We start from the raw sequence: 23001 nt of genomic DNA, 5'->3' as shown, positions 1-23001 counted from the left end.
AAGGGGATGGCGCCCACGGGAGTTGGATGGAGACATGAGAGCGATCGTGTACTCGGAGAACGGGACGTCGGATGTGCTGCGACTGGAGGACCGCCCGGTACGCGAACCCGGGCCGGGTGAGCTGCGCGTGCGGATCGCCGTGTCGGGCGTGAACCCGACCGACTGGAAGAACCGAAGCGGCGGCGGGTCGGGCGCGAACACGCTCGACGAGCAGACCCCCAACCAGGACGGCGCCGGCGTGGTCGACGCGGTCGGAGACGGCGTCGACGGCTTCGCACCGGGCGACCGCGTGTGGCTCTACCTCTCGGCCTACAAGCGGCCGTCGGGGACGGCCCAGGAGTACGCGGTGGTGCTCGCGACCCATGCCGTGCGGCTGCCCGACGGCGTCTCGTTCGACGTCGGAGCGTCGCTCGGTGTGCCCGCGATGACGGCGCACCGGGCACTCACCGTGCACGAGGGCGGCCCGGCGCGGCTCAGCCGCGGAGCCCTCGAGGGGCGCACCGTGCTCGTCGCCGGCGGAGCGGGAGCGGTGGGTCACGCGGCCATCCAGCTCGCGCACTGGGCCGGAGCCACCGTCATCACGACCATCTCGTCCGCGGCGAAGGCCGCGCTCGCCGCCTCGGCCGGAGCGGACGTCGTCGTGAACTACCGCGAGGAGGACGCGGCCGCCCGCATCCGCGAGGCCGCGCCCGACGGGGTCGACCTCATCGTCGAGGTCTCCCCTGCGCGCAACGCCGCGCTCGACGCGGCGGTGCTCGCGCCGCACGGCAGCATCGCCGTGTACGCGACCGACGGCGGCGACGTCATGGAGCTCGACGTGCGCGCGCACTTCGTGCTCAACGCCCGGTACCAGTTCGTGCTGCTCTACACCGTGGGCCAGGAGGCCCTCGACGCCGCGGCCGAGGACATCACCGCCGCACTCCTCGACGGCGCCCTGCCCGTCGGCGAGGACGCGGGCCTGCCCCTCACCCGGTTCGCGCTGGAGGACACCGCCGCCGCGCACGACGCCGTCTCGAACGGAACGGTCGGCAAGGTCCTCATCGACGTCGCCGACCTCTAGCGTCCGCCCCCGGTTTCGCCACATTCCTGGAGATTCGCCATGCTCATGCGTGTGGCGGAACTCCAGGAATGTGGCGAAACGAGGAGTCGGTGGAGCTAGCCGACGAGGTTCTGCGCGAAGACGTGCGGGGTGAAGCCGGTGAGGTCGTTGATGCCCTCGCCCTGCCCGATGAGCTTGATCGGGATGCCGGTGCGCTCCTGCACCGCGAGCACGAAGCCGGCCTTCGCCGAGCCGTCGAGCTTGGTGAGCACGAGGCCGGTCACCCCGGCATGCTGGATGAACGCCTCCGCCTGGGCGAGTCCGTTCTGACCCGTGGTGGCGTCGAGCACGAGGAGCACCTCGGAGATCGGCGCCTGCTTCTCGACCACGCGCTTGATCTTGCCGAGCTCGTCCATCAGACCGCCCTTGGTCTGCAGCCGCCCGGCGGTGTCGATGATGACGATCTCGGTGCCGTCGTGCTTCGCCTTCTCGACGGTCTGGAACGCGACCGACGCAGGATCCTGGCCCTCGTGCTGCGGCCGGACGATGCCCGCACCCGCACGCTCGGCCCAGGTGGCGACCTGGTCGACCGCAGCGGCGCGGAAGGTGTCGGCCGCGCCGATGAGCACCGTCCGGTCGTAGGTGCGGAGGAACCGCGCGAACTTGCCGATCGTGGTGGTCTTGCCGACTCCGTTCACGCCGACCACGAGCACCACGGCCGGACGCTCGCTCAGCTTGAGGGTGGTGTCGAAGGCCGACAGCTTCTCCTCGATCGTCTCGCGGAGCATCCGCTGCAGGTCACGGGGATCGGTCGTGGAGTAGCGCTGCACCTTGCCCCGGAGGTCGTCGACCACCTGCTCGGTGACGTCGGGACCGAAGTCGGCCTTGATCAGGGCGTCTTCGAGGTCGGTCCAGGTCTCGTCGTCGATGGTCCGCTTCGCGAACATGCCCCGCAGAGCGGAGCCCAGCGACCAGCGCTCGGCCATCAGGCGAGCTGCTCGGCGACCGCGCGCACCGAGGGGTTGGTGGCCGTGGTGCCGTCGGGGTAGATGACGGTCGGCACGGTCTGGTTGCCGCCGTTCACGGAGGCGACGAGCTCGGCGGTGCCGGGCACCTCCTCGATGTCGACGACGCGGTACCCGATGCCCTCAGCGTCGAGCTGCTTCTTCAACCGCGCGCAGTAGCCGCACCAGCTCGTGCTGAACATGGTGATGGTGCCGTCGGCGGGGAGGAAGTCGGAGAGGGAGGCGGTCGAGGTCATGATCCCAGGGTACGTCTGCTCGTGGTGGTCGGTGTCGGAGTGGTCGCGCGCTCAGGCGTCGCCGTCGAACATCGACGTGACCGACCCGTCCTCGAAGACCTCCTTGATGGCCCGCGCGATGAGCGGGGCGATGGGGAGGATGGTGAGGCGGTCCCACTGCTTCTCCTGCGGCAGCGGCAGCGTGTCGGTGACGACGACGGAGTCGATGAACTCGCTCTGCAGGATGGTCGTGGCCGGGTCGGAGAAGACCGCATGCGTGGCGGCCACGACGACGCCGGTGGCCCCGTTCTTCTTCAGCGCCTCGGCGGCGGCCACGATGGTGCGGCCGGTGTCGATGAGGTCGTCGACCAGGAGGCACACCCGCCCGTTCACGTCGCCGACGATCTCGTGCACGCTCACCTGGTTGGGCACGCGGGGGTCGCGGCGCTTGTGGATGATCGCCAGCGGCGCACCGAGCTTGTCGCTCCAGATGTCGGCCACGCGGACACGTCCCATGTCGGGCGACACGACCGTCAGAGTCGACGGATCGAGCGACTCCCGCATGTGGTTGAGGAGGACCGGCATGGCGAACAGGTGGTCGACGGGCCCGTCGAAGAAGCCCTGGATCTGCGCGGCGTGAAGGTCGACGGACATGATGCGATTCGCGCCGGCGGCGAGGAAGAGGTCGGCGACGAGGCGGGCGGAGATCGGCTCGCGGCCGCGGCCCTTCTTGTCCTGCCTGGCGTACGGGTAGAACGGGGCGACCACGGTGATGCGCTTCGCGGACGCGCGCTTCAGCGCATCGACCATGATGAGCTGCTCCATGAGCCACTCGTTGATGGGCGCCGTGTGCGACTGGATCACGAAGGCGTCGGCACCGCGCACGCTCTCGCCATAGCGGATGTAGAGCTCGCCGTTGGCGAAGGTCCGGGCCTCGGTGTCGACCAGATCGGTGCCCAGCTCTGCGGCGATCGCATCGGCTAGCGCGGGATGTGCCCTGCCGGAGACGAGGACGAGGCTCTTCTCACCGGACGCCTTGATGACGGACACCTATTCTCCGCTCTCCTCCGCGGCCTGAGCAGCGGCGGTTCCGGGGCGGTTCTGGACGACCCAACCCGCGATGTTCCTCTGTGGGGCGACGTTCACCGCGAGAGAGCCTGCCGGCACGTCCTTGCGGACGACCGTCCCGGCTCCCGTGTAAGCGCCGTCACCAATCCTAACGGGGGCGACGAACACGTTGTGCGAGCCGGTGCGCACATGCGAGCCGACCACGGTGCGGTGCTTGTTCACCCCGTCGTAGTTGGCGGTGATCGTGCCCGCGCCCACGTTGGACCCGACGCCCACCTCGGTGTCGCCGACGTAGCTCAGGTGCGGGACCTTGCTGCCGGAGCCGATGTGCGAGTTCTTGGTCTCGACGAACGTGCCGATCTTGCCGTCAGCATCGAGCACCGTGTTAGGACGGAGGAAGGCCCAGGGGCCGACGGTGGCGCCCGTCCCGACGACGGCGAGCGTGGCGTCGGTGCGCCGCACGGTGGCGTTCTCGCCGATCTCGCAGTCGACCAGGGTGGTGTCGGGACCGACGACGGCGCCGGTGGCGATGCTCGTCGCACCCTTGATCTGCGTGTTCGGCAGGATCGTGACGTCGGGCGCGAGCGTCGCCTTGAGATCGATCCAGGTGCTCGCGGGATCCTGAACGGTGACGCCCGCGAGCTGCCACCCGCGCACGATGAGCGCGTTCAGCTTCGCCGCGGCCTCGGAGAGCTGGGCGCGGTCGTTGACTCCGGCGATCTTCCACGCCTCGTCGACGACGACCGCGGAGACGTCGGAGCCGGCCCGCCGCAGCAGCCCGATGACGTCGGTGAGGTACTTCTCGCCCTGGGCGTTCTCGGTGCTCACCTTCGCGAGCTGGTCGCGGAGCTGTGCGACACCGAAGACGTAGACGCCCGCGTTGATCTCGCGGAGAGCCAGCTCGGAGTCGCTGGCGTCCTTCTGCTCGACAATGCGGTCGAGCAGCCCGTCGCCGGTGCGCACGATGCGGCCGTAGCCGGTGGGATCGGCCAGCTCGGCGGAGAGGATCGTCGCCGCCGCGGTGCTCGAGCGGTGGCGGCCCACGAGGTCGGTGAGGGTGTCGGCGTCCAGCAGCGGCACGTCGCCGTTCACGACGAGCACGTCGCCGTCGAACCCGTCGGGCAGCGCGCCGAGCGCCTGCTCGACCGCGCGGCCCGTGCCGGGGATCTCGTCCTGGTCGACGGTCACCGGGTTCTCGAGGTGCTCCTCGACGACCCCGACGATCCGGTCGCGCTCGTGCCGCACGACCGTGACGACGTGGGCGGCATCGAGCGCGTTCGCCGTGGCGAGCACGTGCGCGAGCATCGGAAGCCCGGCGATCTCGTGGAGCAGCTTCGGCGTGGCCGATCGCATCCTCGTGCCCTGCCCTGCCGCCAGTACGACGACTGCCAGTCTCTCGTCCACCACGCGCGTGTCTCCTCCCGGGTCGGCTACCGGTGCGGGGCCGTCCCTGTGTGCTGTCGCGGGCTCCGCCTCCAGGACTCGAACCTGGACCTCACAGCTCCAAAGGCTGTCGTGCTGCCATTACACCAAGGCGGAACGCATCCGGCCGACCGGCCCGACGCAGCCACAAGTCTGCCACGGGCATCCGCCCGCACCCGGCCCGCTCGCCATCTGTGGAAGAACTGCGGATGCATGCCACCTGGGGAGGAGGCGAGCTCGCCGGGATAATGGGGGGATGGCCACCCCGAACTCCCGCGACGCCGTCGACGACATCGTCGATGCGTGGGAGCGCGAGCATCCGCAGCTCGACTTCTCGCCGCTGAAGATCCTGTCGCGGGTGACCCGGCTCGCGCGTCGGCTGGAGCGCACCCGCCGCGCCTCGTTCGAGGTCGCCGGGCTCGAGACATGGGAGTTCGACGTGCTCGCTGCGCTGCGCCGCGCCGGCGCACCGCACGAGCTCTCCCCCAAGGCCCTGCTCGAGCAGACCGGGGTCTCGAGCGGCACGATGACCAACCGCATCGACGGCATGGTCCGGCGGGGACTGGTCGAGCGGCGCGGCGACCCGAACGACGGGCGGGGTGTGCTCGTGTCGATGACCGCCGACGGACGTGCCCGAGTCGACGCGGCGATCGCGCAGCTCGTCGCGGCCGAGGCGCAGCTGCTCTCCGGGCTCAGCGCGGCGGATCAGGCGCGGCTCGCCGCCCTGCTCCGTCGCCTCGCCCTCGACATGGGCTGACTCTCGCAACGCGAGCGCGAGCCCGAACGCGGAGACAGGGACACGCGCACACGCTCAGGACGGGCCCGCCAGGAGGGCGGCTTCTGCGGCGGCGGCGGCACCCTCGCGCCAGGGCTCGCCGTGCCCCGGCAGCACCGTCCCGGCGCCCGTGAGGCCGATCGCCTCGACCGGCCCCAGCGCGAGGCGCGAGCCGGCCGTCGCCGCGCCGGCGACGATCCGCGGGCCCACCGCGCCCGTGTAGGGGTCGAGGGTGACGATGGCGTCGCCCGAGATGACCGCGTCGGCCTCGGGAAGGTGCAGGGCGACGTGCCCCTTCGTGTGTCCGGGGGTCGCGAGCACGCGCGGGCGACCGGGGACGGCCAGCTCGCCGCCCTCTCCGCCTTCGTCGCGGAGGACGTGGAGGTCGGCCGAGGGGACCCCGCGGACCGCGAGCGCCCCCGCCACCGTCATCTCGACGAGGACCGGCAGCGCCCTCGGGAAGCGCAGCGGGTACTGCAGGCGCATCCGCTCGTGCAGGTACCGGTACGGATGGCGCGCGATGTAGGCGTCGCCCGGGTCGACGAACGGCTCGAGCAGCTGGGTGTCGAGGAGTCGACGCGCCATGCCGACGTGGTCGAAGTGGGCGTGGGTCAGCACGACCGCCCGGATGTCGGCAGGCGTGCGGCCGAGGTGGTCGAGCGCCTGCACCAGGTAGCGCCAGGTGGCCGGCAGCGCGGTGTCGACGAGGGTGAGACCGTCCTGCCCCTCGAGCAGGTAGCAGTTGACGCCCGCGTGCTCGAGGCGATGCACGCCGGGCACGATCTGCGGTGTGAACTCGGCTCGTCGTGCCTTCATGTCGGCCTCCCGTCGCGCGTGGCGACCGATCGGTCCCCCGCGCCCCACGGTCGCATCGGCGTGGGGTGCGGACCACCCCCTCGCGGCAGGGCCGGGATCGTGCCTACGCCAGCAGCTCGGCGAGCTCGAGCCAACGGGTCTCCAGGTCGGCGAGCTGGGTCTCGAAGGTCGTGAGCTCGGCCGTGAGGGCACCGAGCCCGACGTAGTCTGACTGGTCGAAGTCGGCGATCTTCACGTGCTGCTTCTCGATCTGCGTGGTGAGCTTCTCGATGCGGCGCTCGATGGAGGACTGCTCCTTCTGGGCGTTCCGGAGATCGGCGCCCGCCAGTACGGGCGCCGCGGCCCCCGCAGCGGACGGGGACACCGAGCTGCCGCCGGACGCGATGGCCCGCTCCTCCTCGGCCCGCAGCGTCAAGTACTCGTCGAGACCGCCCGGCAGATGGCGGAGTCGGTGGCTCATCACGGCGTACTGCTGATCGGTGACGCGCTCGATGAGGTAGCGGTCGTGCGAGACGACGAGGAGGGTGCCGGGCCAGGAGTCGAGGAGGTCCTCGATGGCGGCGAGCATGTCGGTGTCGAGGTCGTTCGTGGGCTCGTCGAGGATGAGCACGTTCGGCTCGTCGAGCAGGATGAGGAGCAGCTGCAGTCGGCGCTTCTGGCCACCCGACAGGTCCTTGACCGGGGTCGACAGCTGCGCGCTCGAGAAGCCGAGCCGTTCGAGCAGCTGCCCCGGTGTGAGCTCCTTGCCGCCGGCGACGTAGGCGGTGCGGTAGCGGCCGATCACCTCGCGCACGCGGTCGTCCCACACGTCCTTCAGCTCGTCGAGCTGCTGGGTGAGCGACGCGATCCGCACCGTCTTCCCGTGCTTCACGCGCCCGCTGGTGGGCTGAAGCGCGCCCGACACCAGGGCGAGGAGCGTGCTCTTGCCCGCGCCGTTGACGCCCAGGATGCCGGTGCGCTCGCCGGGCGCGATCCTCCACTCGACGTGTTCGAGGATCGTCCGCCCGCCGAGCTCGACCCCCGCGTCGACCAGGTCGACGACGTCCTTCCCGAGTCGCGCGGTCGCCATCTGCGTCAGGCTCACGGAGTCGCGGATCGGCGGTTCGTCGGCGATGAGCTCGGCGGCCGCGTCCATCCGGAACTTGGGCTTCGAGGTGCGGGCGGGCGCGCCGCGACGAAGCCACGCCAGCTCCTTGCGCATCAGGTTCTGCCGCTTCGCCTCGCTCGCCGCCGCCATGCGGTCGCGCTCGACGCGCTGCAGGATGTAGGCCGCGTAACCGCCCTCGAAGGGCTCGACCAGGCGGTCGTGCACCTCCCAGGTGGCGGTGCAGACCTCGTCGAGGAACCACCGGTCGTGCGTCACCACGACCATCGCCCCGTCGGAAGCCGACCAGCGGCCCTTGATGTGCTGTGCGAGCCACGCGATGCCCTCGACGTCGAGGTGGTTCGTCGGCTCGTCGAGGAACAGCACGTCCCAATCGCCCACGAGCAGGGCCGCGAGGGCGACCCGGCGACGCTGTCCACCGGAGAGGCCGCCGATCGGGGCCAGCCAGTCGATCCCGCCGAGGAGACCGGCGATGACGTCGCGGATGCGCGGGTCGCCCGCCCAGACGTGCTCCTCGATGCCGCCCACGACGGCTTCGGCGACACGCTGGTCGTCGTCGAGCGTGTCGGCCTGGTCCAGCACGCCGAGCCGCACATCCCGTCGGCGGGTGACGCGGCCGGAGTCGGGTTCGAGCTGCCCCGCGAGCATGGCGAGCAGCGTCGACTTGCCGTCGCCGTTGCGGCCGACGATGCCGACCCGATCACCCTCGTTGAGCCCGAGGGTCACCGAATCGAAGACGACCTTGGTCGGATACTCGAGGTGCAGCGCTTCCGCGCCCAGCAGATGGGCCACCGGACGACCCTACCCGTTCGGGCAGCGCATACCCTCCGAGCCGGACGGGCGGCCTCGCTCAGCGCGGATACGATGGGCCGGTGAGTGACGAGATCGAGCGGGTCATCCGCGCGGGCATGACCGAGACGCCGGACTTCCCCTCCGAGGGCATCCTGTTCCGGGACCTGTCGGGGCTGTTCGCGGATGCGGACGGGCTGCGCGCCGTGTCGGCCGCTCTCGTCGACGGCTTCGACGCCGCGACCGTCGTGGGGGTCGAGGCACGCGGCTTCGTCTTCGGCACCGCCGCCGCCGTGGCCACGGGCAAGGGGATGCTCGCCGTGCGCAAGGCGGGCAAGCTGCCTGGCGACGTGCTGGCCGAGAGCTACGACCTCGAGTACGGCGTCGCCACCATCGAGGTGCACCCCGACACCCTCGCCCCGGGCACGCGTGTGGTGATCGTCGACGACGTGCTCGCCACCGGCGGTACGCTCGCCGCCACGATCCGCCTGATGCAGCGCGCGGGATGGGTGGTCGCCGGCGTCGCGGTGGTGATCGAGCTCGAGGCGCTGGGCGGGCGCGCCGCGCTCCCCGCCGACGTCGAGGTGCGCTCCCTGCTCACCCTCTGACACGCAGCCCGCAGCCCGCCGCCCGCAGCCGGCAGCCCCGCAGCTCGCCGCCCGCCGGTCTGGTCGAGTCCGCAGGTGCGGGTCGGGACCCTGCTGTCCGCGGGTACCACCGCTGTTTTCGCTGCCACTTCTGCGCTTCCGCGCGCCCGATGGTGGCGCGAAACGCCGAACAGGACGCGAAAACCGCTTACGCCGGCGGGCGGGCGAGCCGAGGACAGGGCGAGCCGGGCTGGCTGCGGGGAGCGCGAGCCGGACGGCCGCGGGCGGGGTCAGTCGGCGATGACGCGGGCGCCGGCGACGGGGCCCGTGACGCGCACGGCCTCATGGCGGGCGGCGCTCAGCGCGACCTGGAGCTCGAGCGCGCTGTCGATGTCGGCGGCGAGGAAGGCGACCGTGGGCCCGGAGCCGGACACGATGCCCGCGAGCGCACCGTTCGCCTCGCCCAGCTCGAGGATGCCCGACAGCGACGGGTCGAGGTGCAGCGACGCGGCCTGGAGGTCGTTGTGCAGCGACTCGGCGAGCATGTGCGGATCGCCGGCGCGGAGGGCCTGGAGCACGTCGGAGTCGACGACCGGCTGGCCGCGCGAGGGGAAGATGTCCTGTGCGTGACGCTCTCGATGCCTATCGAGCTCGTGGTACACCTCGGGGGTGGAGAGGCCGTTCGGAGGGATGACGAGCACCCAGTGGAACTGGCCTTTGGCCAGTGCGGGGCTGAGCTGATCGCCCCGCCCCGTTCCCACGGCCGTACCGCCCGTGAACGCGAACGGCACGTCGGCGCCCAGCTCCGACGCGAGCGTGAGCAGCTCGTCGCGGCCCACGTCGGTGCCCCAGAGCGTATCGCAGGCGAGGAGGGTGGCCGCGGCGTCGGCCGATCCGCCGCCCATGCCGCCCGCGATGGGCACGTTCTTGTCGACGTGCAGGCGCACACCCTCGCGATAGCCGGTGCGGCGCGCCAGAAGACGGGCGGCGCGGATGGCGAGGTTCGACCCGTCGGTCTCGAGCCCCGCCGTGTCGATGTGACCGCCGAAGGAGACCGAGAAGTCGGAGGCGGCAGTGGCGTAGACGTCCTCGTAGAGGGACACCGCCTGGTACGCGGTGGCGACGTCGTGGTACCCGTCGTCGAGCACGGCGCCGACCTTGAGGAACACGTTCAGCTTGCCGGGGGCCCGGACGTGAACCGTCCGTGGCAGGCCGCTCGTGGTCATGGATCCAACCTAGTCCACGCCGCTGACGGCCCCGTTCAACCCCTGTTCGGCAGCAGGCGGAGCGCGTGCTCGACCACCACGCCGGGAGCGTCGCGCTGGATGGAGTGCCCGGCGCCCGCCACGATGTCGTAGGCGACCCGATCGCTCAGCCGGGCGATCCGCTCGCCCTGCTCGACCGAGAACATCGCCCCCTGCGCGGGGTCGGCGCCGAGGATCATCACGGGCGCCTCGCTGCCGCCGAAGAGCGCCTCGAGGTTCCACTCCCCCGCCCGAGCCCCATTGCCGCGGATCGTGGCCTCGACCGTGAACGGGCTGACCACACCCGCGGCCTGCACCTTCTGGAACGCGTCGTCGACGTGCCAGTGCGGATGCTGCCGGGCGAGCTCGCCGACCGACGGCGGCTCGAGGTCGGCCAGGATGCCCTCGACCAGGTCGTCGACGTCGGCCGCGGCGATCACGAGCGGCGGGTCGACGAGGAGGGCCGCTCGCGTCCAGGTCGCGTCGGTGGCCAGCGCGAGCGCTGTCACCGCGCCGCCGAGCGAGTGCCCGACCACGAGATCCCAGGCTCCGGATGCGGGCCGCGGCACCGCGAGGACGTCGGCCGCGTACGACTCCAGTGCGTAGTCGGTGGAGCGCGGCGAGGAACCGTGTCCCCGGAGGTCGGCCGCCGTGACGGAGACGCCCTGCTCGGCCAGGAGCGACGCCACCTGCCACCAGGTGCCGGCCGACGAGGTGATGCCGTGCAGGAGGAGCACCTGAGGCCCCGTGCCGGGGCCCCAGTGCAGTGTGGCGAGGGAGACGGGTGCGGCGCTCATGAGCCGGGCTCCACCCGTGCGAGCGCCACGAACGCGTCGACATCGAGCTGCTCGCCGCGCGCCGTCTCGGGCAGACCGGCGGCGGCCAACGCGGATGCGGCACGACCGGAATCGCCGAAGACCGGGATCAGCGCCTGCCTGAGCATCTTGCGCCGCTGACCGAACGCGGCGTCGACGATGTCGAAGGTGCGCCGCCGCAGCTCCTCGTCGCCGAGCTCGTCCTCCGACGCTCGGCGCTCGAACCCGACGAGCACGGAGTCGACGTTCGGCACCGGCCAGAACACCTGGCGGCTCACCTGGCCGGCGACGCGCCATCGTCCGTACCACGCCGCCTTCACGCTGGGCCCGCCGTACACCTTCGAGCCCGGCTCGGCGGCCAGCCGGTGACCCACCTCTGCCTGCACCATGACGACACCCGAACGGATGGACGGCACGTGCTCGAGCAGATGGAGGAGAACGGGCACCGAGATGTTGTACGGGAGGTTCGCGACCAACCGCGAGGCAGGTTCGGGCAGCGAGACGACACGCAGGGCGTCGTCGGCGATGACCGTCAGCTTCGACGCGTCGGCGAGCTGGGCGACGGTGAGGGGCAGCTGCGCCGCGAGCCGACGGTCGATCTCGATCGCCACCACGCTCGCGCCGGCCTCGAGCAGCCCGAGGGTGAGCGACCCGAGCCCCGGGCCGACCTCGACCACGACATCGCCGGGCTCGACCCCGCCGACGCGCACGATCTTGCGCACCGTGTTGGGGTCGTGCACGAAGTTCTGACCGAGCTTCTTCGTGGGTGTGACGTCGAGCATCTCCGCGAGGTCGCGGATCTCGGCCGGGCCGAGCAGCGCGGACGGCTCGTCAGGATGCTTCGACCGGGTCATCTTCCCACCGCCCGTAGACCAGCTCGGTGTTGGACGAGATCTGCGCCGCCAGCATCGACGCGTCGGTGCCGAGATGGTCGGCCATGAAGCGCAGCGTGTGCGGCACGAGGTACGGCGCGTTCGGGCGACCGCGGTACGGCGCCGGTGTGAGGTAGGGCGCGTCGGTCTCGACCATGACCAGCGAGCGGGGCGCGACCTCGAGCGCCTCGCGGAGGTTCGACGCGTTCTTGAACGTGACGTTGCCTGCGAACGACAGGTACCAGCCGTTCTCGGCGCACACGCGCGCCATCTCGGCGTCGCCCGAGAAGCAGTGGAACACCGTGCGCTCGGGCGCGCCCACCCGCAGGAGCGTCTCGATCACCTCACGGTGCGCATCGCGGTCGTGGATCTGCAGTGCGATGCCGTTCTGCTTCGCGATCTCGATGTGCGCCTCGAACGACCGCATCTGGTGTGCCCGACCCTCGTCGGAGGTGGTCCGGAAGTAGTCGAGCCCGGTCTCGCCGACGGCTCGCACCCGCGGCCACGTTGCGAGCTCGGCGATCTCCGCGAGCGCGGCGTCGAGGCCACCGGCCTCCGCGTACTCAGGGGCGTCGTTCGGATGCAGGGCGACGGCAGCGAGCATCCGCGGCTCTCGCATCGCCTGCTCGGCCGACCAGCGCGACGTCTCGAGGTCGGCGCCCACCTGCACCACGCCTTTGACGCCGACGCTCGACGCACGGTCGAGCTGCTCGGTGTAGTCGAGCGGCTGGTCGCCGTCGGCCACCTCGAGGTGCGTGTGGTTGTCGTAGACCGGGACGGTGAGGGCCGGCGGCAGCGGCGGGTACGAGGTGTCGCGCCCGTCGTCCTCGCGGAACCGGACGTGGGATGAGCTCTTCTCGCCCGGCCTCACGAGGCGGCCTCGACCTCGATGCGCGGGAACAGCGCCTCGAGTGCCGTCACGCGGCCCACCGCCTCCCACTCGTGAGCGGAGCGGATCGGCTGCGCGTCGACCGCATCCTCCCGCCCCAGAGCCGACCAGAGCTTCGCGGTCGCCTTCGGCAGCACGGGGGCGAGCAGGATGGCGAGAGTGCCCACTCCGTGGACCGCCGTGTGCAGCACGGTGGCCAGGCGGGCCGCGTTCTCGGGCTGCTTCGCGAGCGCCCACGGCTCCTGCTCGGTGATGTAGCCGTTGAGCTCGTCGACCAGCTGCCAGACGGCGGCGATCGCCTCGTGCACGGCGAGGCGCTCGATGGCGGCGTCGGCGCGCGCGGTGGCCTGCTGCTCGGTGTCGCGGATGCGCTGGTCGGAGTCGGTCAGCTCGGCGGCCTCCGGGATCCGGCCGTCGAAGTAGCGGTTGACCATCGCGACGACGCGTGAGGCGAGGTTGCCGAAGCCGTTGGCGAGCTCGGCCTGGTAGCGGGCGGACAGGTCCTCCCAGCTGAACGAGCCGTCCTGTCCGAACGTGATGGCGCGGAGGAAGTAGTAGCGGAACGCGTCGGAGCCGAACGTGTCGGTGATCTGCTCGGGCGCGATGCCGGTGAGCTTCGACTTCGACATCTTCTCGCCGCCCACCAGCAGCCAGCCGTGCCCGTACACCTGGGTGGGCACGTCGAGCCCGGCTGCCATCAGCATGGCCGGCCAGATGACCGCGTGGAAGCGGGCGATGTCCTTGCCCACGATGTGCGTGGCGGGCCAGCGGCGGGCGAACTGCTCGTCGTCCTCCCCGTAGCCCACGGCGGTGATGTAGTTGAGCAGCGCATCGAACCACACGTAGATGACGTGCGACTCGTCCCACGGCACCTTGATGCCCCAGTCGAACGTCTGGCGCGAGATCGAGAGATCGGTGAGCCCGTGCTTGACGAACTGGATGATCTCGTTGCGCACGCTGTCGGGCTGCACGAAGTCGGGCCGCGACTCGTAGAGGTCGAGCAGGCGCTGCCCGAAGGCGCTCATGCGGAAGAAGTAGTTGCGCTCCTTGAGCAGCTCGACCGGCTTGGAGTGGATGGCGCAGACCAGCTGGCCCGCGTACTCCCCGGTGCCGTCGACCAGGTCGGTGAGCTGCTTGTACTCCTCGCAGCCCACGCAGTAGTAGCCCTCGTAGTCGCCGGTGTAGATGTGCCCGTCGTCGTAGAGCTTCTGCAGGAAGCGCTGCACGTTCTTCTCGTGCCGCTCCTGGGTGGTGCGGATGAAGTCGTCGTTCGAGATGTCGATGGTCTCGAGCAGAGGCTCCCACGCCTCGGCGACGAGCTTGTCGGCCCACTGCTGAGGGGTGACCCCGTTGGCCGTGGCGGTGCGCAGGATCTTCTGGCCGTGCTCGTCTGTGCCCGTGAGGAACCAGGTGTCGTCGCCCGCCTGACGGTGCCAGCGCGCGATCACGTCGGCCGCGACCTCCGTGTAGGCGTGGCCGATGTGCGGCACGTCGTTCACGTAGAAGATCGGCGTCGTGATGTAGAACGAGGACCCGTCGGACATGCCCACCATCCTAGAGGCGGGCTCCTCGCCCGGCCGCCGATGTGACGTTGCAACGTACTGGGATCCAGGCGCCCCCCTGTCGCCACTGAGCATTAATCACTTTTCTATATATGCTGGCGACATGTCTCTATTTGCCGAGTACGTCACCTTGGACAGTAGCCAGTTGCGTGAGCTTCGCGACTCTCCCGCGGAAGAGCAGTTCGAGTTGTACGACACTCTTTCGGAGACGGAAGGCGGTGAGGACATCGACAAGATGTGGCACGCCCTCCACTTCGCTCTGACGGGACTCCCGGGCACGACTCCCGATCGGGACAACCCCTTGAGCTTCGCTGTGCTCGGCAGGGACCCTTTCGCCGAAGACGACGACGAGTCGATGGTCGTAGTTCTCGCGGCCGAGGTCGGTGCCGCGCTTCAGGCGCTGGAGGGCGTAGATCCAGCAGCGATCCGCAACCGGATCGACGCCGAATCGATCTACGACGGTTCCATCTACGGAGTCGACGACTACGCGGACCGCGAGTTCGTATTCGCGGAACTCGAGAACGCGCTCTCGGTGGTGACGAGGGTCTATCGGAAAGCGGCTGCCGAGAAGCGCTCCGTGGTCTTCCGCTTGAGTTGAGACCCTTCCGGCAGTCGCGTGCTGCTGCCTGCTTCAGGTCGTGCGGGCGGCGAGGGCAGCCGACCATCCTAGAGGCGGGCTCGGAGACCGGCCGCCGATGTGACGGTCGGTGGGACGTCGACCGGCGTCTCGGGCTGTGCAGAGTCAGAGTGGTCAGTCCTCAGAGTCGTGTCAGTACTCGGCGCTGAAGACCACGTGAAGTCGAGCCTCTGCGGCATCGGCGAAGAACGATCGCACCTGCTCCAGCCAGCCCCAGGCGTACGAACACTCCTCCGTGCCGTACTCGTCCTGCCGGTTCTCCTCGGGCATCGCCCCGTAGAGGAGCTCGAAGTCGTCCTTCGACAATCCCGCCAGATAGTCGCTGACTTGCTGTACCGCTTCCGGCGTCGAGTAGCTCACAAGCCGGTCGAACACGTCGACGTTGAGGTCACGCTCCCCGAGGACCACTCCGTGCCCGGGCCAGGTTCGATCGGATCGTTCGTATCCGTCGGGTGAGAGCGCGCAGAGGATGGCATCCCATGCCTTGTCGCATTCGCATCTCAGTACGGCGGAATCGTTCTCTTCGATCTCGTCGAGAAGGTCGTCAAGGCTCTCGGTTCCGACCTGATCGAGAAGTCGCTTCGCTTGGGAATCATCGAGGGCGAAGTACATTCCGAGCTCCATCACCCGAGTATATGAGAGACACTCGAAATCGGTCGTTCAGGAGGTGCGGGCGGCGAGGGCGGCCTCGTAGAGGGAGCGGCGCGACAGGCCGTTCGCCTCGGCGACCTCCGCCGACGCCTCCTTCAAGCGGCTGCCGCTCGCGACGAGCGCGAGCACCTGCGCGAGCGCCTCGTCGACGGAGGCGGCGACCTCGGGCGCGCCGCCCACCACGAGCACGATCTCGCCCCGCACGCCGTCGGCGGCCCACTCGGCCAGCTCGGCGAGCCCGCCGCGGCGCACCTCCTCGTACATCTTCGTCAGCTCGCGCGCCACGGCGGCAGGGCGATCCGCGCCGAACACCGAGGCCAGGTCGGAGAGCGACTCGGCGACGCGGTTCGGCGACTCGAAGAAGACGAGCGTCCGCCGCTCGGTGGAGAGCGCCTCGAGCGTCTTCCGCCGCTCCCCCGCCTTCCGCGGCAGGAAGCCCTCGAACGCGAACCGGTCCGTCGGCAGCCCGGAGAGCGCCAGCGCCGCCGTCACCGCGGATGGCCCCGGCACGATCGTCACGCCCACGCCCGCCTCGATCGCCGCGGCGACCAGCGCGTAACCGGGGTCGGAGACCGTCGGCATGCCCGCATCCGTCACCATGACCACGTCACCGTCGCGCGCCTGCTCGACAAGGCCCGCGGCTCGCTCCCGCTCGTTGTGCTCGTGCACCGCGACGAGCCGCGGCCTGTTCTCGATGTCGAGTCCGCGAAGGAGGCGCTGCGTCACCCGGGTGTCCTCCGCCGCGACGACGGTGGCGGTCTCGAGCAGCTCGACCAGACGCAGGGACGCGTCCTTGAGGTTGCCGATCGGGGTGGCCGCGAGGATGAGCATGCTCACAGTGTGTCACCAGGGCAACCTCCGGAGCGGTTCGCAGGCCGCCGCTAGCATGTCCTGGTGACCGACGTCGCGGCCTCCGACCGCCCCACCCCCGAGCCCGAGGTCTGGGACGGTCCGCGCGGGTCGCGCCTCGACGACTGGTGGCTCCGCGTCGCGGGCACGCCGGCTCGCCAGCGGCTGTGGCGCTGGGCGGGGCCCGTCGCCGTCACGCTGCTGGCCGCGATCCTCCGGCTCGTCGATCTGGCGAACCCGCACTCCCTCGTCTTCGACGAGACGTTCTACGTCAAGGACGGCTGGTCGACCTGGAACCTGGGCTACGAGGCGAGCTGGCCCTCCGATCCCGACGGCCGCTTCGCCTCGGGCGAGACGGACATCTTCCAGACCGCCGGCTCGTTCGCCGTGCATCCGCCGCTCGGCAAGTGGATCATCGGGGCGGGCATCGCGCTCTTCGGCTCCGACAGCTCTTTCGGATGGCGGTTCTCCGTCGCGATCTGCGGCATCCTGCTCGTGCTCCTCACCGCCCTCATCGCGACGAAGCTGCTGAAGAGCACCCTCCTCGGCACCATCGCCGGGTTCCTCCTCGCGATCGACGGGCACGCCATCGTGATGAGCCGTGTGGGGATCCTGGATGGCATCCTGGCGCTCTTCTGCCTCGCCGGCGTCGGCGCCGTGCTCATGGACCGCGAGTGGCACGCCAGACGGCTCGCCTCTGCCGTCGCCACCCGCGAGGAGGCGACCGGGAAGCCGCCCTCATGGGGGCCGACGCTCTGGTGGCGTCCGTGGCTGCTCGCCGCGGCCCTCGCCTTCGGCTTCGGCTCGTCGATCAAGTGGTCGGCCGCGTACTTCCTCGTGGCCCTGTTCGTCTACCTGATCGTCGTCGACGCACTCGCCCGGCGCCGTCTCGGCATCCCGTTCTGGTTCTCGAGCGCGGTGCTGAAGCAGGCCCCGGCGACCTTCCTCGTGATGGCGCCGCTCGCGGTGGTGAGCTACCTGGTCACGTGGATCGGCTGGTTCGCGACCTCGGGGGGCTACTACCGCGAGTGGGCCCAGACCTCCGGGAAGCCGTGGGAGGGCATGCTCTCGTGGGTGCCGCTCTCGGTGCAGAACTGGTGGCACCTCGAGACGGCGATCTACAACTATCACGTCAACGAGCACTCGCCGCATCCGTACCAGGCCAACCCGCTGAGCTGGCTGTTCCTCGTGCGGCCCACGCAGATGTACGTCGAGCAGGCCGATCCGAGCCAGTGCGGCGGGCAGCTCTGCTACGAGAACATCACGTCGATCGCGAACCCGATCATCTGGTGGTGCGCCGCCGCGGCCGTGTTCTACCTCGTCTACCGCATCGTGCGGTTCCGCGAGTGGCAGGTGGGCCTCATCCTCATGGGCATGGTCGCCGGCTACCTGCCGTGGCTGATGTACACCGAGCGCACGGTGTTCCAGTTCTACACGATCGCGTTCGAGCCCTACATGATCCTGGCGCTCACCTTCGTGATCGGTCTCGTGCTGGGTTCGCGCAGCGACCCGAGACCGGTGCGCACGAGGGCTCTGTGGATCGTCGGCTCCTTCCTCGCGCTGTGCGTGCTGGTGAGCGCGTTCTTCTGGCCGGTCTGGACGGCCATGCCGATCCCCTCCTGGTTCCTCAGCCTCCACTACTGGCTCCCCACGTGGCGCTGATCGCGCGGCGATCGCCGACCTGGGTGCCGGGCATCCTCGTCGCGGCCGTGGCGGCGCTGGTCGCCTGGCTGCTCCACCTCGCGTTCCCCGTGCTGCCCATGCTCACGATCGCCGTGGCGCTCGGGATGGTCGTCGGGCAGGTCCCCGCCACGCAGCGGCTGCTCGACGGCGTGCTGAAGCCCGGGATCGCGCAGGCGTCGCGGCGACTGCTCCGCATCGGGATCGTGCTGCTCGGACTCAAGCTGAGCCTCGTCGACATCCTCGGCCTCGGCTGGGAGACCATCCTCGCGATCGTCCTCATCGTCGGCATCACGTTCGCCGGCACGCTCCTTCTCGGGCGGATGATGCGCCTGCCGGGCACGCAGCCGCTGCTGATCGCCGCCGGGTTCTCGATCTGCGGCGCGTCCGCCATCGGGGCGATGAGCGCGGTGGCGCGGAGCAAGGACGAGGACACCGCGACCCCGGTCGCGCTCGTGACCCTCTGCGGCACGCTCGCCATCGCGATCCTGCCTGCGCTGCGGTATCCGCTCGGGCTCGACGACGAGCAGTTCGGGCTGTGGGTGGGCCTCAGCGTGCACGACGTCGGTCAGGTGGTCGCGACCGCGCAGATCGCCGGCGGCGTGGCGCTGGCCAGCGCGGTGGTGGTGAAGCTCACGCGTGTGCTCACGCTGGCGCCCATGGTCGCGATCGTCGGGCTGGTCGAGCGTGCCCGCGACCGCCGGGCGGCGCAGGCGCTGCCGGCCACCGACGCCGCAGAGACCGCGGCGGTGCCGGCGAAGCGGCCGGCGATCGTGCCGCTCTTCATCATCGGGTTCCTCGCCGCCGTGCTGGTGCGCACGCTCGTGCCCCTGCCGGAGGCGGTGCTCACCGGCGCGGACGTGCTGCAGAACGCTCTGCTCGCGGCCGCCCTGTTCGGGCTCGGGACGAGCATCCGCTTCGCCCGCCTCGCCCGCACCGGATGGCGCGCGCTCATCGTGGGGCTCGCCTCGTGGGCGCTCGTCGCCGTGCTGTCGCTCGTCGCGGTGTGGCTGCTCAGCGCTGGTCGCTGAGCGACGTGGTCGCGGTCACTGAGCGACGTCGGCGCGACGGCCCGGAGGGCTGCCGTGCGAGCCAGCGTCAGTGGGCGAGCTTGAGCCCGATCACGCACGCGACGATCCCCAGCACGAGGAGCGTGCGGACGAGGGAGAATCCCTCGCCGCCGAAGAACATCCCGTAGAGCACCGTGAGCGACGCCCCGATGCCCACCCACACGGCGTAGGCCGTGCCGGTGGGGATGGAGCGCATCGCGAAGGCCAGGCCCGCCATGCTCGCGACGATGCCGACGCCGAAGATCACGGTCGGCCAGAGACGACTGAAGCCCTCCGACTTGCCGAGCGCGGTGGCCCAGACGGCCTCGAGCACCCCGGACACGATGAGAACGATCCACGCCATGACGGCTCACTCCTCGTGAGTCAGTCTTGTCGCGCTCCGGGTACTGCTCCCTCGTCCGGAGGACCGATCTCCGGTCCTGCCGTCAGTATGCCACGCCGCACTGTGCACCCCCTGTGCAGCGTCGCGGGCGGGGTCGGACGCCGTCGGTAGACTCCACGCGTGACCGGAATCGACGCGGCGGCGCCCTGGTCGGCCCGCCTCGGCGCGCTCGGACCGGTCAGCGCCGCGCCCGGCGACGGGGCCGCTCTCGTCGAGGCCGCCGGCCCGCGGGCGAAGGCGCTGCTCGCGGCGCTCCTGCTCCCGGCGCCGCGCACGGTCTCGGCCGAGCGGCTCATCGAGCAGATCTGGCAGGACGACCCGCCCCGCGGCGCGAAGGCGGCTCTGCAGACCCTCGTCTCGCGCACGCGCGCAGCGTTCGGCGACGACCTCGTCGAATCGACCGGCTCGGGCTACCGACTCGGCGTCGATCGCCGGCTCACCGACCTCGGGCGCGCCGAGACTCTCCTCGAGCACGCCCGCGCCGAGTACGAGACCGGCGCCGTGGTCGAGGCCGGCGCCGCTGCGGAGGTGGGCCTCGAGCTGTGGCGCGGCGAGGCCGGCGCCGATCTTCCCCCGGGCGCCCTCGCCGACGAGCTTCAGAGCGCCGCGATCGCCGTGCAGGACGACCTGGAGACGCTCGTCGTGCGCACCGAGCTCGATCTGGGACACGGGGCGGAGGCGGAGGCCCCCGCGCGGCGCCTCACCGAGCGCCATCCCTTCGACGACACGGCGCATCTCCTCCTCATGCGCTGTCTCGACGCAGCGGGGCGGTCGACGGACGCGCTGGCGGTCTACGCCGCGTTCCGCGAGCGCGTCGCCGACGCCTTCGGCTCGCAGCCCGCCATCGAGCTGCAGGAGCTCAACCTCGACCTCCTCGACCGCGAGCCCTCACCCGTCGGCACCCGCCGGATGGCAGGCGGACCGCACCCGGTCGCGCCCACGCCGTCCCGTCGGCGCCTGATCCGCGGTCTCCGCGCCGCGCCGAACCCCCTGCTCGGCCGCGAGAGGTCGCTCGACGAGGTCGAGGCGCTCCTCGCCGAGTCCCGCGTCATCACGGTGCTCGGCCCGGGCGGGATCGGCAAGACCAGGGTGGCGCAGGAGATCGCGCATCGGCGCGCCGAGCAGTGCGACGCGGTCGTGGTGGTCGAGCTCGCCGGCGTCCGGACGGGCGACGACGTCGTCTTCGCGCTCGGGACGGCGCTCGGCATCCGAGAGGTCGCGGGCAGCCGACGGCTCGGCGACACGGTCGTGCGCGCCGATCTCGGCGACCGCATCCGAAGCACCCTCGACGGTCTCGACGCCCTGCTCGTGCTCGACAACTGCGAGCACGTCATCGACGCGGCGGCGGAGTGGTCGGCGGCGCTCACCGCCGACCTGCCGGGCCTCCGCATCCTCACCACCAGTCGCACTCCGCTCGCCATCTCGAGCGAGCGGGTCTACGCGCTGCCCCCGCTCGGTGCCGAGCGCGGGCCCGACGGCGCCGACCCCGCGGTCGAGCTCTTCCTCGCCCGCGCCACGGCGGCGCGGCCGGGCGCGAACCTCCCTCGCGACGCGGTCGCCCGGCTGTGCGCGCGACTCGACGGGCTGCCTTTGGCGATCGAGCTGGCGGCGGCGCGCATCCGCAGCATGCCGCTCGACGAGATCGAGCGCAGGCTCTCGAACCGCTTCGCGCTCCTCACCACGGGCGATCGTGCCGCGCCCGAACGGCACCGGACGCTCCTCGCCGTCATCGAGTGGAGCTGGAACCTCCTGCGAGATGCCGAGCAGCGGGCGCTCGCCCGGCTCTCGGAGTTCGCCGACGGCTTCGGTCTCGACGCGGCCGCGACCGTCCTCGCCGACGATCGCGGCGCGCCCGGGCACGGCGAGCACGCGGCGCCCGACGTGTTCGCCACCCAGGACATCCTCGACGGGCTGATCGCCCAGTCGCTGGTCCTCGTCACCGAGCGCGACTCGGTGCTGCGCTTCCGGATGCTCGAGACCGTGCGCGAGTTCGGGCGGCTGCAGCTCGGGCTGCGCGGCGAGCTGCACCTCGCGCAGGACCGCATCCTCGGCTGGGCCACCGGGTTCGCCGAGTCGACGGTGGGCGAGCTCTCCGGCTCCACCCAGGTCGGCGCGTTCCGCCGGGTGAACCTCGACGAGGACAACCTGCTCGATGCCCTGCGTCGAGCCATGGCGGCCGATCGTCCGGATGCGGTGGTGCGGCTGTTCGCCCTGCTCGGCTACTACTGGTCGCTCCGGAGCGCGCACAGCGAGGTGATCGCGCTCTCCCCCGCGGCGTACGACGCGATCCGCTCCTACGAGCCCGACGACTCCACCGCCGACTCCGCGGTGTTCGCCCTCGTCATCATCGCGGCGACGATGATGATCGCCGGCGACCGTGTCGGGATGCTCGCCGCTGCTCGGTTGCGACGCCTCGTCGGGGCGCATCCGCCGACCGACCCTCGAGCGGTCGCCATGACGGGCCTCGTGCTCTCGGCCGGTCGTCTCGAGCGGATCGAGTCGGTCGCGCAGGAGGCCCTCGCGTCGGCCGATCCGCACACGGTGCTGCTCGGTTCGCTCGCCTCCGCGAGCAGCGCCGAGAACGACGGACGCACCGAGGAGGCGGCGCTGCTCGCCCGCCGGGCCGTGTCGACCGCGGTGTCGCTCGGCGACACGTGGGGCGAGTCGATGGCGTCGCTGCTGCTCTCGCAGCTGCAGAGCCAGTCCGGGCACCCGGTCGAGGCCATCGAGTGGGCGCGACGCGCTCGCCGCGGCATGGTGCTACTCGGGGCCGACAACGATCTCCGGCAGCTCGACTGGATGATCGCGATCAACGACGTCTCCCTCGGCGAGCTCGACGAGGCCGAGCGGCTGTTCGAGGAGGTCATCCGCAACCCCGGTCGAAATGACGAGGTCGAGCTGCGCTCGATCGGACTGGCCGGCCTGGCCGAGATCGCGCACGCTCGCGGTGACCGCACGGGCGCCCTGAGCCTCTACCGGAGGTCGATCGACTCCTACGAGTCGGCACGGGAGAAGGCGTCGCCGTGGTTCCGGATGGCGCTCGCCTCGACGCTCGCGATCATGTCTGACGACGATCTCGCCGATCCGCGCGACGCGGCCGCGCTGGCGCGGCGCCTCCGCGGGCGGACGCTCGCCGGTCTGCGGTGGTCGCCCCTCTTCGTCGACCGGCCCGTCCTGGGGTCGAGCATCGTCGGGCTCGGCGTCTGGATCGGCGCCCAGCGCTTCCCGGTGCCGCCGTCGCTGTCACGTCGTGGCGCTCCGGCGTCGCTCGACGCCGAGGTGGGACTGCGGCTGGTCGCGTTGGGCGAGGCGCTCGGGGCCCGGCAGGATGCGCCATCGCTCCGGATCCCGGCCCGGCTCGACGGATTCCGCACCTCGCTCGGCGCGGCGGCCGTCGACGACGCACGGGCGTGGGCCGCCGCCATCCCAGACGCCGGACGGCCCGAGCTCATCGCAGCGCTGCTGCGCGAGCCCGGGCCGTGGTCACCGTCTCGTGCGTGACCTCGCGT

At 71.1% G+C, this 23001-nt stretch carries 21 protein-coding genes, 1 tRNA gene and 1 riboswitch; of the genes, 7 read left to right on the top strand and 15 right to left on the bottom strand.

The window, feature by feature from the left end:
• The first annotated feature begins 34 nt into the window (after window positions 1–34).
• Window positions 35–1060 (top strand): NADPH:quinone reductase, encoded by a 1026-nt coding sequence (locus ACFJGV_RS18215; RefSeq protein WP_378145591.1) that lies wholly within the window; start codon window positions 35–37, stop codon window positions 1058–1060.
• A 95-nt stretch (window positions 1061–1155) separates the two neighbouring features.
• Here ACFJGV_RS18215 and ftsY read toward each other — a convergent pair whose 3' ends face one another.
• The 5 genes from ftsY to ACFJGV_RS18190 all read right to left on the bottom strand — a co-directional run bounded on the left by ftsY (window position 1156) and on the right by ACFJGV_RS18190 (window position 4886).
• Window positions 1156–2025 (bottom strand): signal recognition particle-docking protein FtsY, encoded by an 870-nt coding sequence (ftsY, locus tag ACFJGV_RS18210; RefSeq protein ID WP_378145590.1) that lies wholly within the window; start codon window positions 2023–2025, stop codon window positions 1156–1158.
• Entirely contained in the window at window positions 2025–2300 is a 276-nt protein-coding gene (locus ACFJGV_RS18205) for a mycoredoxin (protein ID WP_378145589.1), read from the bottom strand. The genes ftsY and ACFJGV_RS18205 overlap by 1 nt, the downstream gene beginning before the upstream one ends.
• Window positions 2301–2351: 51 nt before the next feature.
• Complete coding sequence (locus ACFJGV_RS18200) at window positions 2352–3329, bottom strand: ribose-phosphate diphosphokinase (protein WP_378145588.1); 978 nt, start codon at window positions 3327–3329, stop codon at window positions 2352–2354.
• Window positions 3330–4754, bottom strand: coding sequence for a bifunctional UDP-N-acetylglucosamine diphosphorylase/glucosamine-1-phosphate N-acetyltransferase GlmU (glmU, locus tag ACFJGV_RS18195; protein WP_378145586.1), 1425 nt, complete (start codon window positions 4752–4754; stop codon window positions 3330–3332).
• A 60-nt stretch (window positions 4755–4814) separates the two neighbouring features.
• Window positions 4815–4886, bottom strand: a tRNA-Gln gene (locus ACFJGV_RS18190).
• A gap of 139 nt (window positions 4887–5025) precedes the next feature.
• On the opposite strand from ACFJGV_RS18190, the gene ACFJGV_RS18185 reads away from it, so the two are divergent.
• Window positions 5026–5526, top strand: a complete 501-nt coding sequence (locus ACFJGV_RS18185) for a MarR family winged helix-turn-helix transcriptional regulator (RefSeq protein ID WP_378145584.1) — start codon at window positions 5026–5028, stop codon at window positions 5524–5526.
• Between the two features lie 54 nt (window positions 5527–5580).
• On the opposite strand, the gene ACFJGV_RS18180 is transcribed toward ACFJGV_RS18185, so the two are convergent.
• Both ACFJGV_RS18180 and ACFJGV_RS18175 read right to left on the bottom strand, forming a co-directional pair.
• Complete coding sequence (locus ACFJGV_RS18180; RefSeq protein WP_378145583.1) at window positions 5581–6360, bottom strand: MBL fold metallo-hydrolase; 780 nt, start codon at window positions 6358–6360, stop codon at window positions 5581–5583.
• A 103-nt stretch (window positions 6361–6463) separates the two neighbouring features.
• Window positions 6464–8257 carry an ABC-F family ATP-binding cassette domain-containing protein gene (locus ACFJGV_RS18175; protein WP_378145581.1) on the bottom strand — a complete coding sequence of 598 codons (1794 nt, stop codon included), beginning with the start codon at window positions 8255–8257 and terminating at the stop codon, window positions 6464–6466.
• A gap of 80 nt (window positions 8258–8337) precedes the next feature.
• Between ACFJGV_RS18175 and ACFJGV_RS18170 the strand changes: the two genes are divergently transcribed.
• Complete coding sequence (locus tag ACFJGV_RS18170) at window positions 8338–8862, top strand: adenine phosphoribosyltransferase (protein ID WP_378145580.1); 525 nt, start codon at window positions 8338–8340, stop codon at window positions 8860–8862.
• A 269-nt stretch (window positions 8863–9131) separates the two neighbouring features.
• Here ACFJGV_RS18170 and ACFJGV_RS18165 read toward each other — a convergent pair whose 3' ends face one another.
• The 5 genes from ACFJGV_RS18165 to metG are packed head-to-tail and all read right to left on the bottom strand — an operon-like array spanning window position 9132 to window position 14205.
• Entirely contained in the window at window positions 9132–10067 is a 936-nt protein-coding gene (locus ACFJGV_RS18165) for a 4-(cytidine 5'-diphospho)-2-C-methyl-D-erythritol kinase (RefSeq protein ID WP_378145579.1), read from the bottom strand.
• A gap of 35 nt (window positions 10068–10102) precedes the next feature.
• Window positions 10103–10882 carry an alpha/beta fold hydrolase gene (locus ACFJGV_RS18160; RefSeq protein ID WP_378145578.1) on the bottom strand — a complete coding sequence of 260 codons (780 nt, stop codon included), beginning with the start codon at window positions 10880–10882 and terminating at the stop codon, window positions 10103–10105.
• A complete protein-coding gene (rsmA, locus tag ACFJGV_RS18155) occupies window positions 10879–11754 on the bottom strand; it encodes a 16S rRNA (adenine(1518)-N(6)/adenine(1519)-N(6))-dimethyltransferase RsmA (RefSeq protein WP_378145576.1) in 876 nt (291 codons plus the stop codon). The genes ACFJGV_RS18160 and rsmA overlap by 4 nt, the downstream gene beginning before the upstream one ends.
• Entirely contained in the window at window positions 11732–12643 is a 912-nt protein-coding gene (locus ACFJGV_RS18150) for a TatD family hydrolase (RefSeq protein WP_378145575.1), read from the bottom strand. The genes rsmA and ACFJGV_RS18150 overlap by 23 nt, the downstream gene beginning before the upstream one ends.
• On the bottom strand, window positions 12640–14205 hold the full coding sequence (metG, locus tag ACFJGV_RS18145) for a methionine--tRNA ligase (RefSeq protein ID WP_378145573.1): 1566 nt from the start codon (window positions 14203–14205) through the stop codon (window positions 12640–12642). The genes ACFJGV_RS18150 and metG overlap by 4 nt, the downstream gene beginning before the upstream one ends.
• On the opposite strand from metG, the gene ACFJGV_RS18140 reads away from it, so the two are divergent.
• Window positions 14204–14821, top strand: coding sequence for a DUF1877 family protein (locus tag ACFJGV_RS18140; RefSeq protein ID WP_378145571.1), 618 nt, complete (start codon window positions 14204–14206; stop codon window positions 14819–14821). The genes metG and ACFJGV_RS18140 overlap by 2 nt on opposite strands.
• 171 nt (window positions 14822–14992) lie before the next feature.
• Here ACFJGV_RS18140 and ACFJGV_RS18135 read toward each other — a convergent pair whose 3' ends face one another.
• Together ACFJGV_RS18135 and rsmI are read right to left on the bottom strand one after the other, a co-directional pair.
• Window positions 14993–15484: a DUF1877 family protein gene (locus tag ACFJGV_RS18135; RefSeq protein WP_378145569.1), complete on the bottom strand. Its 492-nt coding sequence runs from the start codon at window positions 15482–15484 to the stop codon at window positions 14993–14995.
• A gap of 36 nt (window positions 15485–15520) precedes the next feature.
• Window positions 15521–16342 (bottom strand): 16S rRNA (cytidine(1402)-2'-O)-methyltransferase, encoded by an 822-nt coding sequence (rsmI, locus tag ACFJGV_RS18130; RefSeq protein ID WP_378145567.1) that lies wholly within the window; start codon window positions 16340–16342, stop codon window positions 15521–15523.
• A 63-nt stretch (window positions 16343–16405) separates the two neighbouring features.
• Here rsmI and ACFJGV_RS18125 point away from each other — a divergent pair, with 63 nt between their 5' ends.
• Together ACFJGV_RS18125 and ACFJGV_RS18120 are read left to right on the top strand one after the other, a co-directional pair.
• Window positions 16406–18022, top strand: coding sequence for a dolichyl-phosphate-mannose--protein mannosyltransferase (locus ACFJGV_RS18125; protein ID WP_378145566.1), 1617 nt, complete (start codon window positions 16406–16408; stop codon window positions 18020–18022).
• Window positions 18022–19071 (top strand): YeiH family protein, encoded by a 1050-nt coding sequence (locus ACFJGV_RS18120; protein ID WP_378148778.1) that lies wholly within the window; start codon window positions 18022–18024, stop codon window positions 19069–19071. Before ACFJGV_RS18125 ends, ACFJGV_RS18120 begins: the two co-directional genes overlap by 1 nt.
• A 67-nt stretch (window positions 19072–19138) precedes the next feature.
• On the opposite strand, the gene ACFJGV_RS18115 is transcribed toward ACFJGV_RS18120, so the two are convergent.
• A complete protein-coding gene (locus ACFJGV_RS18115; protein ID WP_378145563.1) occupies window positions 19139–19453 on the bottom strand; it encodes a DMT family transporter in 315 nt (104 codons plus the stop codon).
• 14 nt (window positions 19454–19467) lie between these two features.
• Window positions 19468–19534: riboswitch (guanidine-III (ykkC-III) riboswitch) on the bottom strand.
• 78 nt (window positions 19535–19612) lie between these two features.
• Between ACFJGV_RS18115 and ACFJGV_RS18110 the strand changes: the two genes are divergently transcribed.
• Window positions 19613–22993 carry a BTAD domain-containing putative transcriptional regulator gene (locus ACFJGV_RS18110; protein ID WP_378145561.1) on the top strand — a complete coding sequence of 1127 codons (3381 nt, stop codon included), beginning with the start codon at window positions 19613–19615 and terminating at the stop codon, window positions 22991–22993.
• Window positions 22994–23001: the final 8 nt, after the last annotated feature.

The sequence above is a fragment of the Cnuibacter sp. UC19_7 genome, from assembly GCF_042699995.1.
GTDB lineage: Bacteria > Actinomycetota > Actinomycetes > Actinomycetales > Microbacteriaceae > Cnuibacter.
This window is presented reverse-complemented; position numbering and strand designations above follow the sequence as displayed.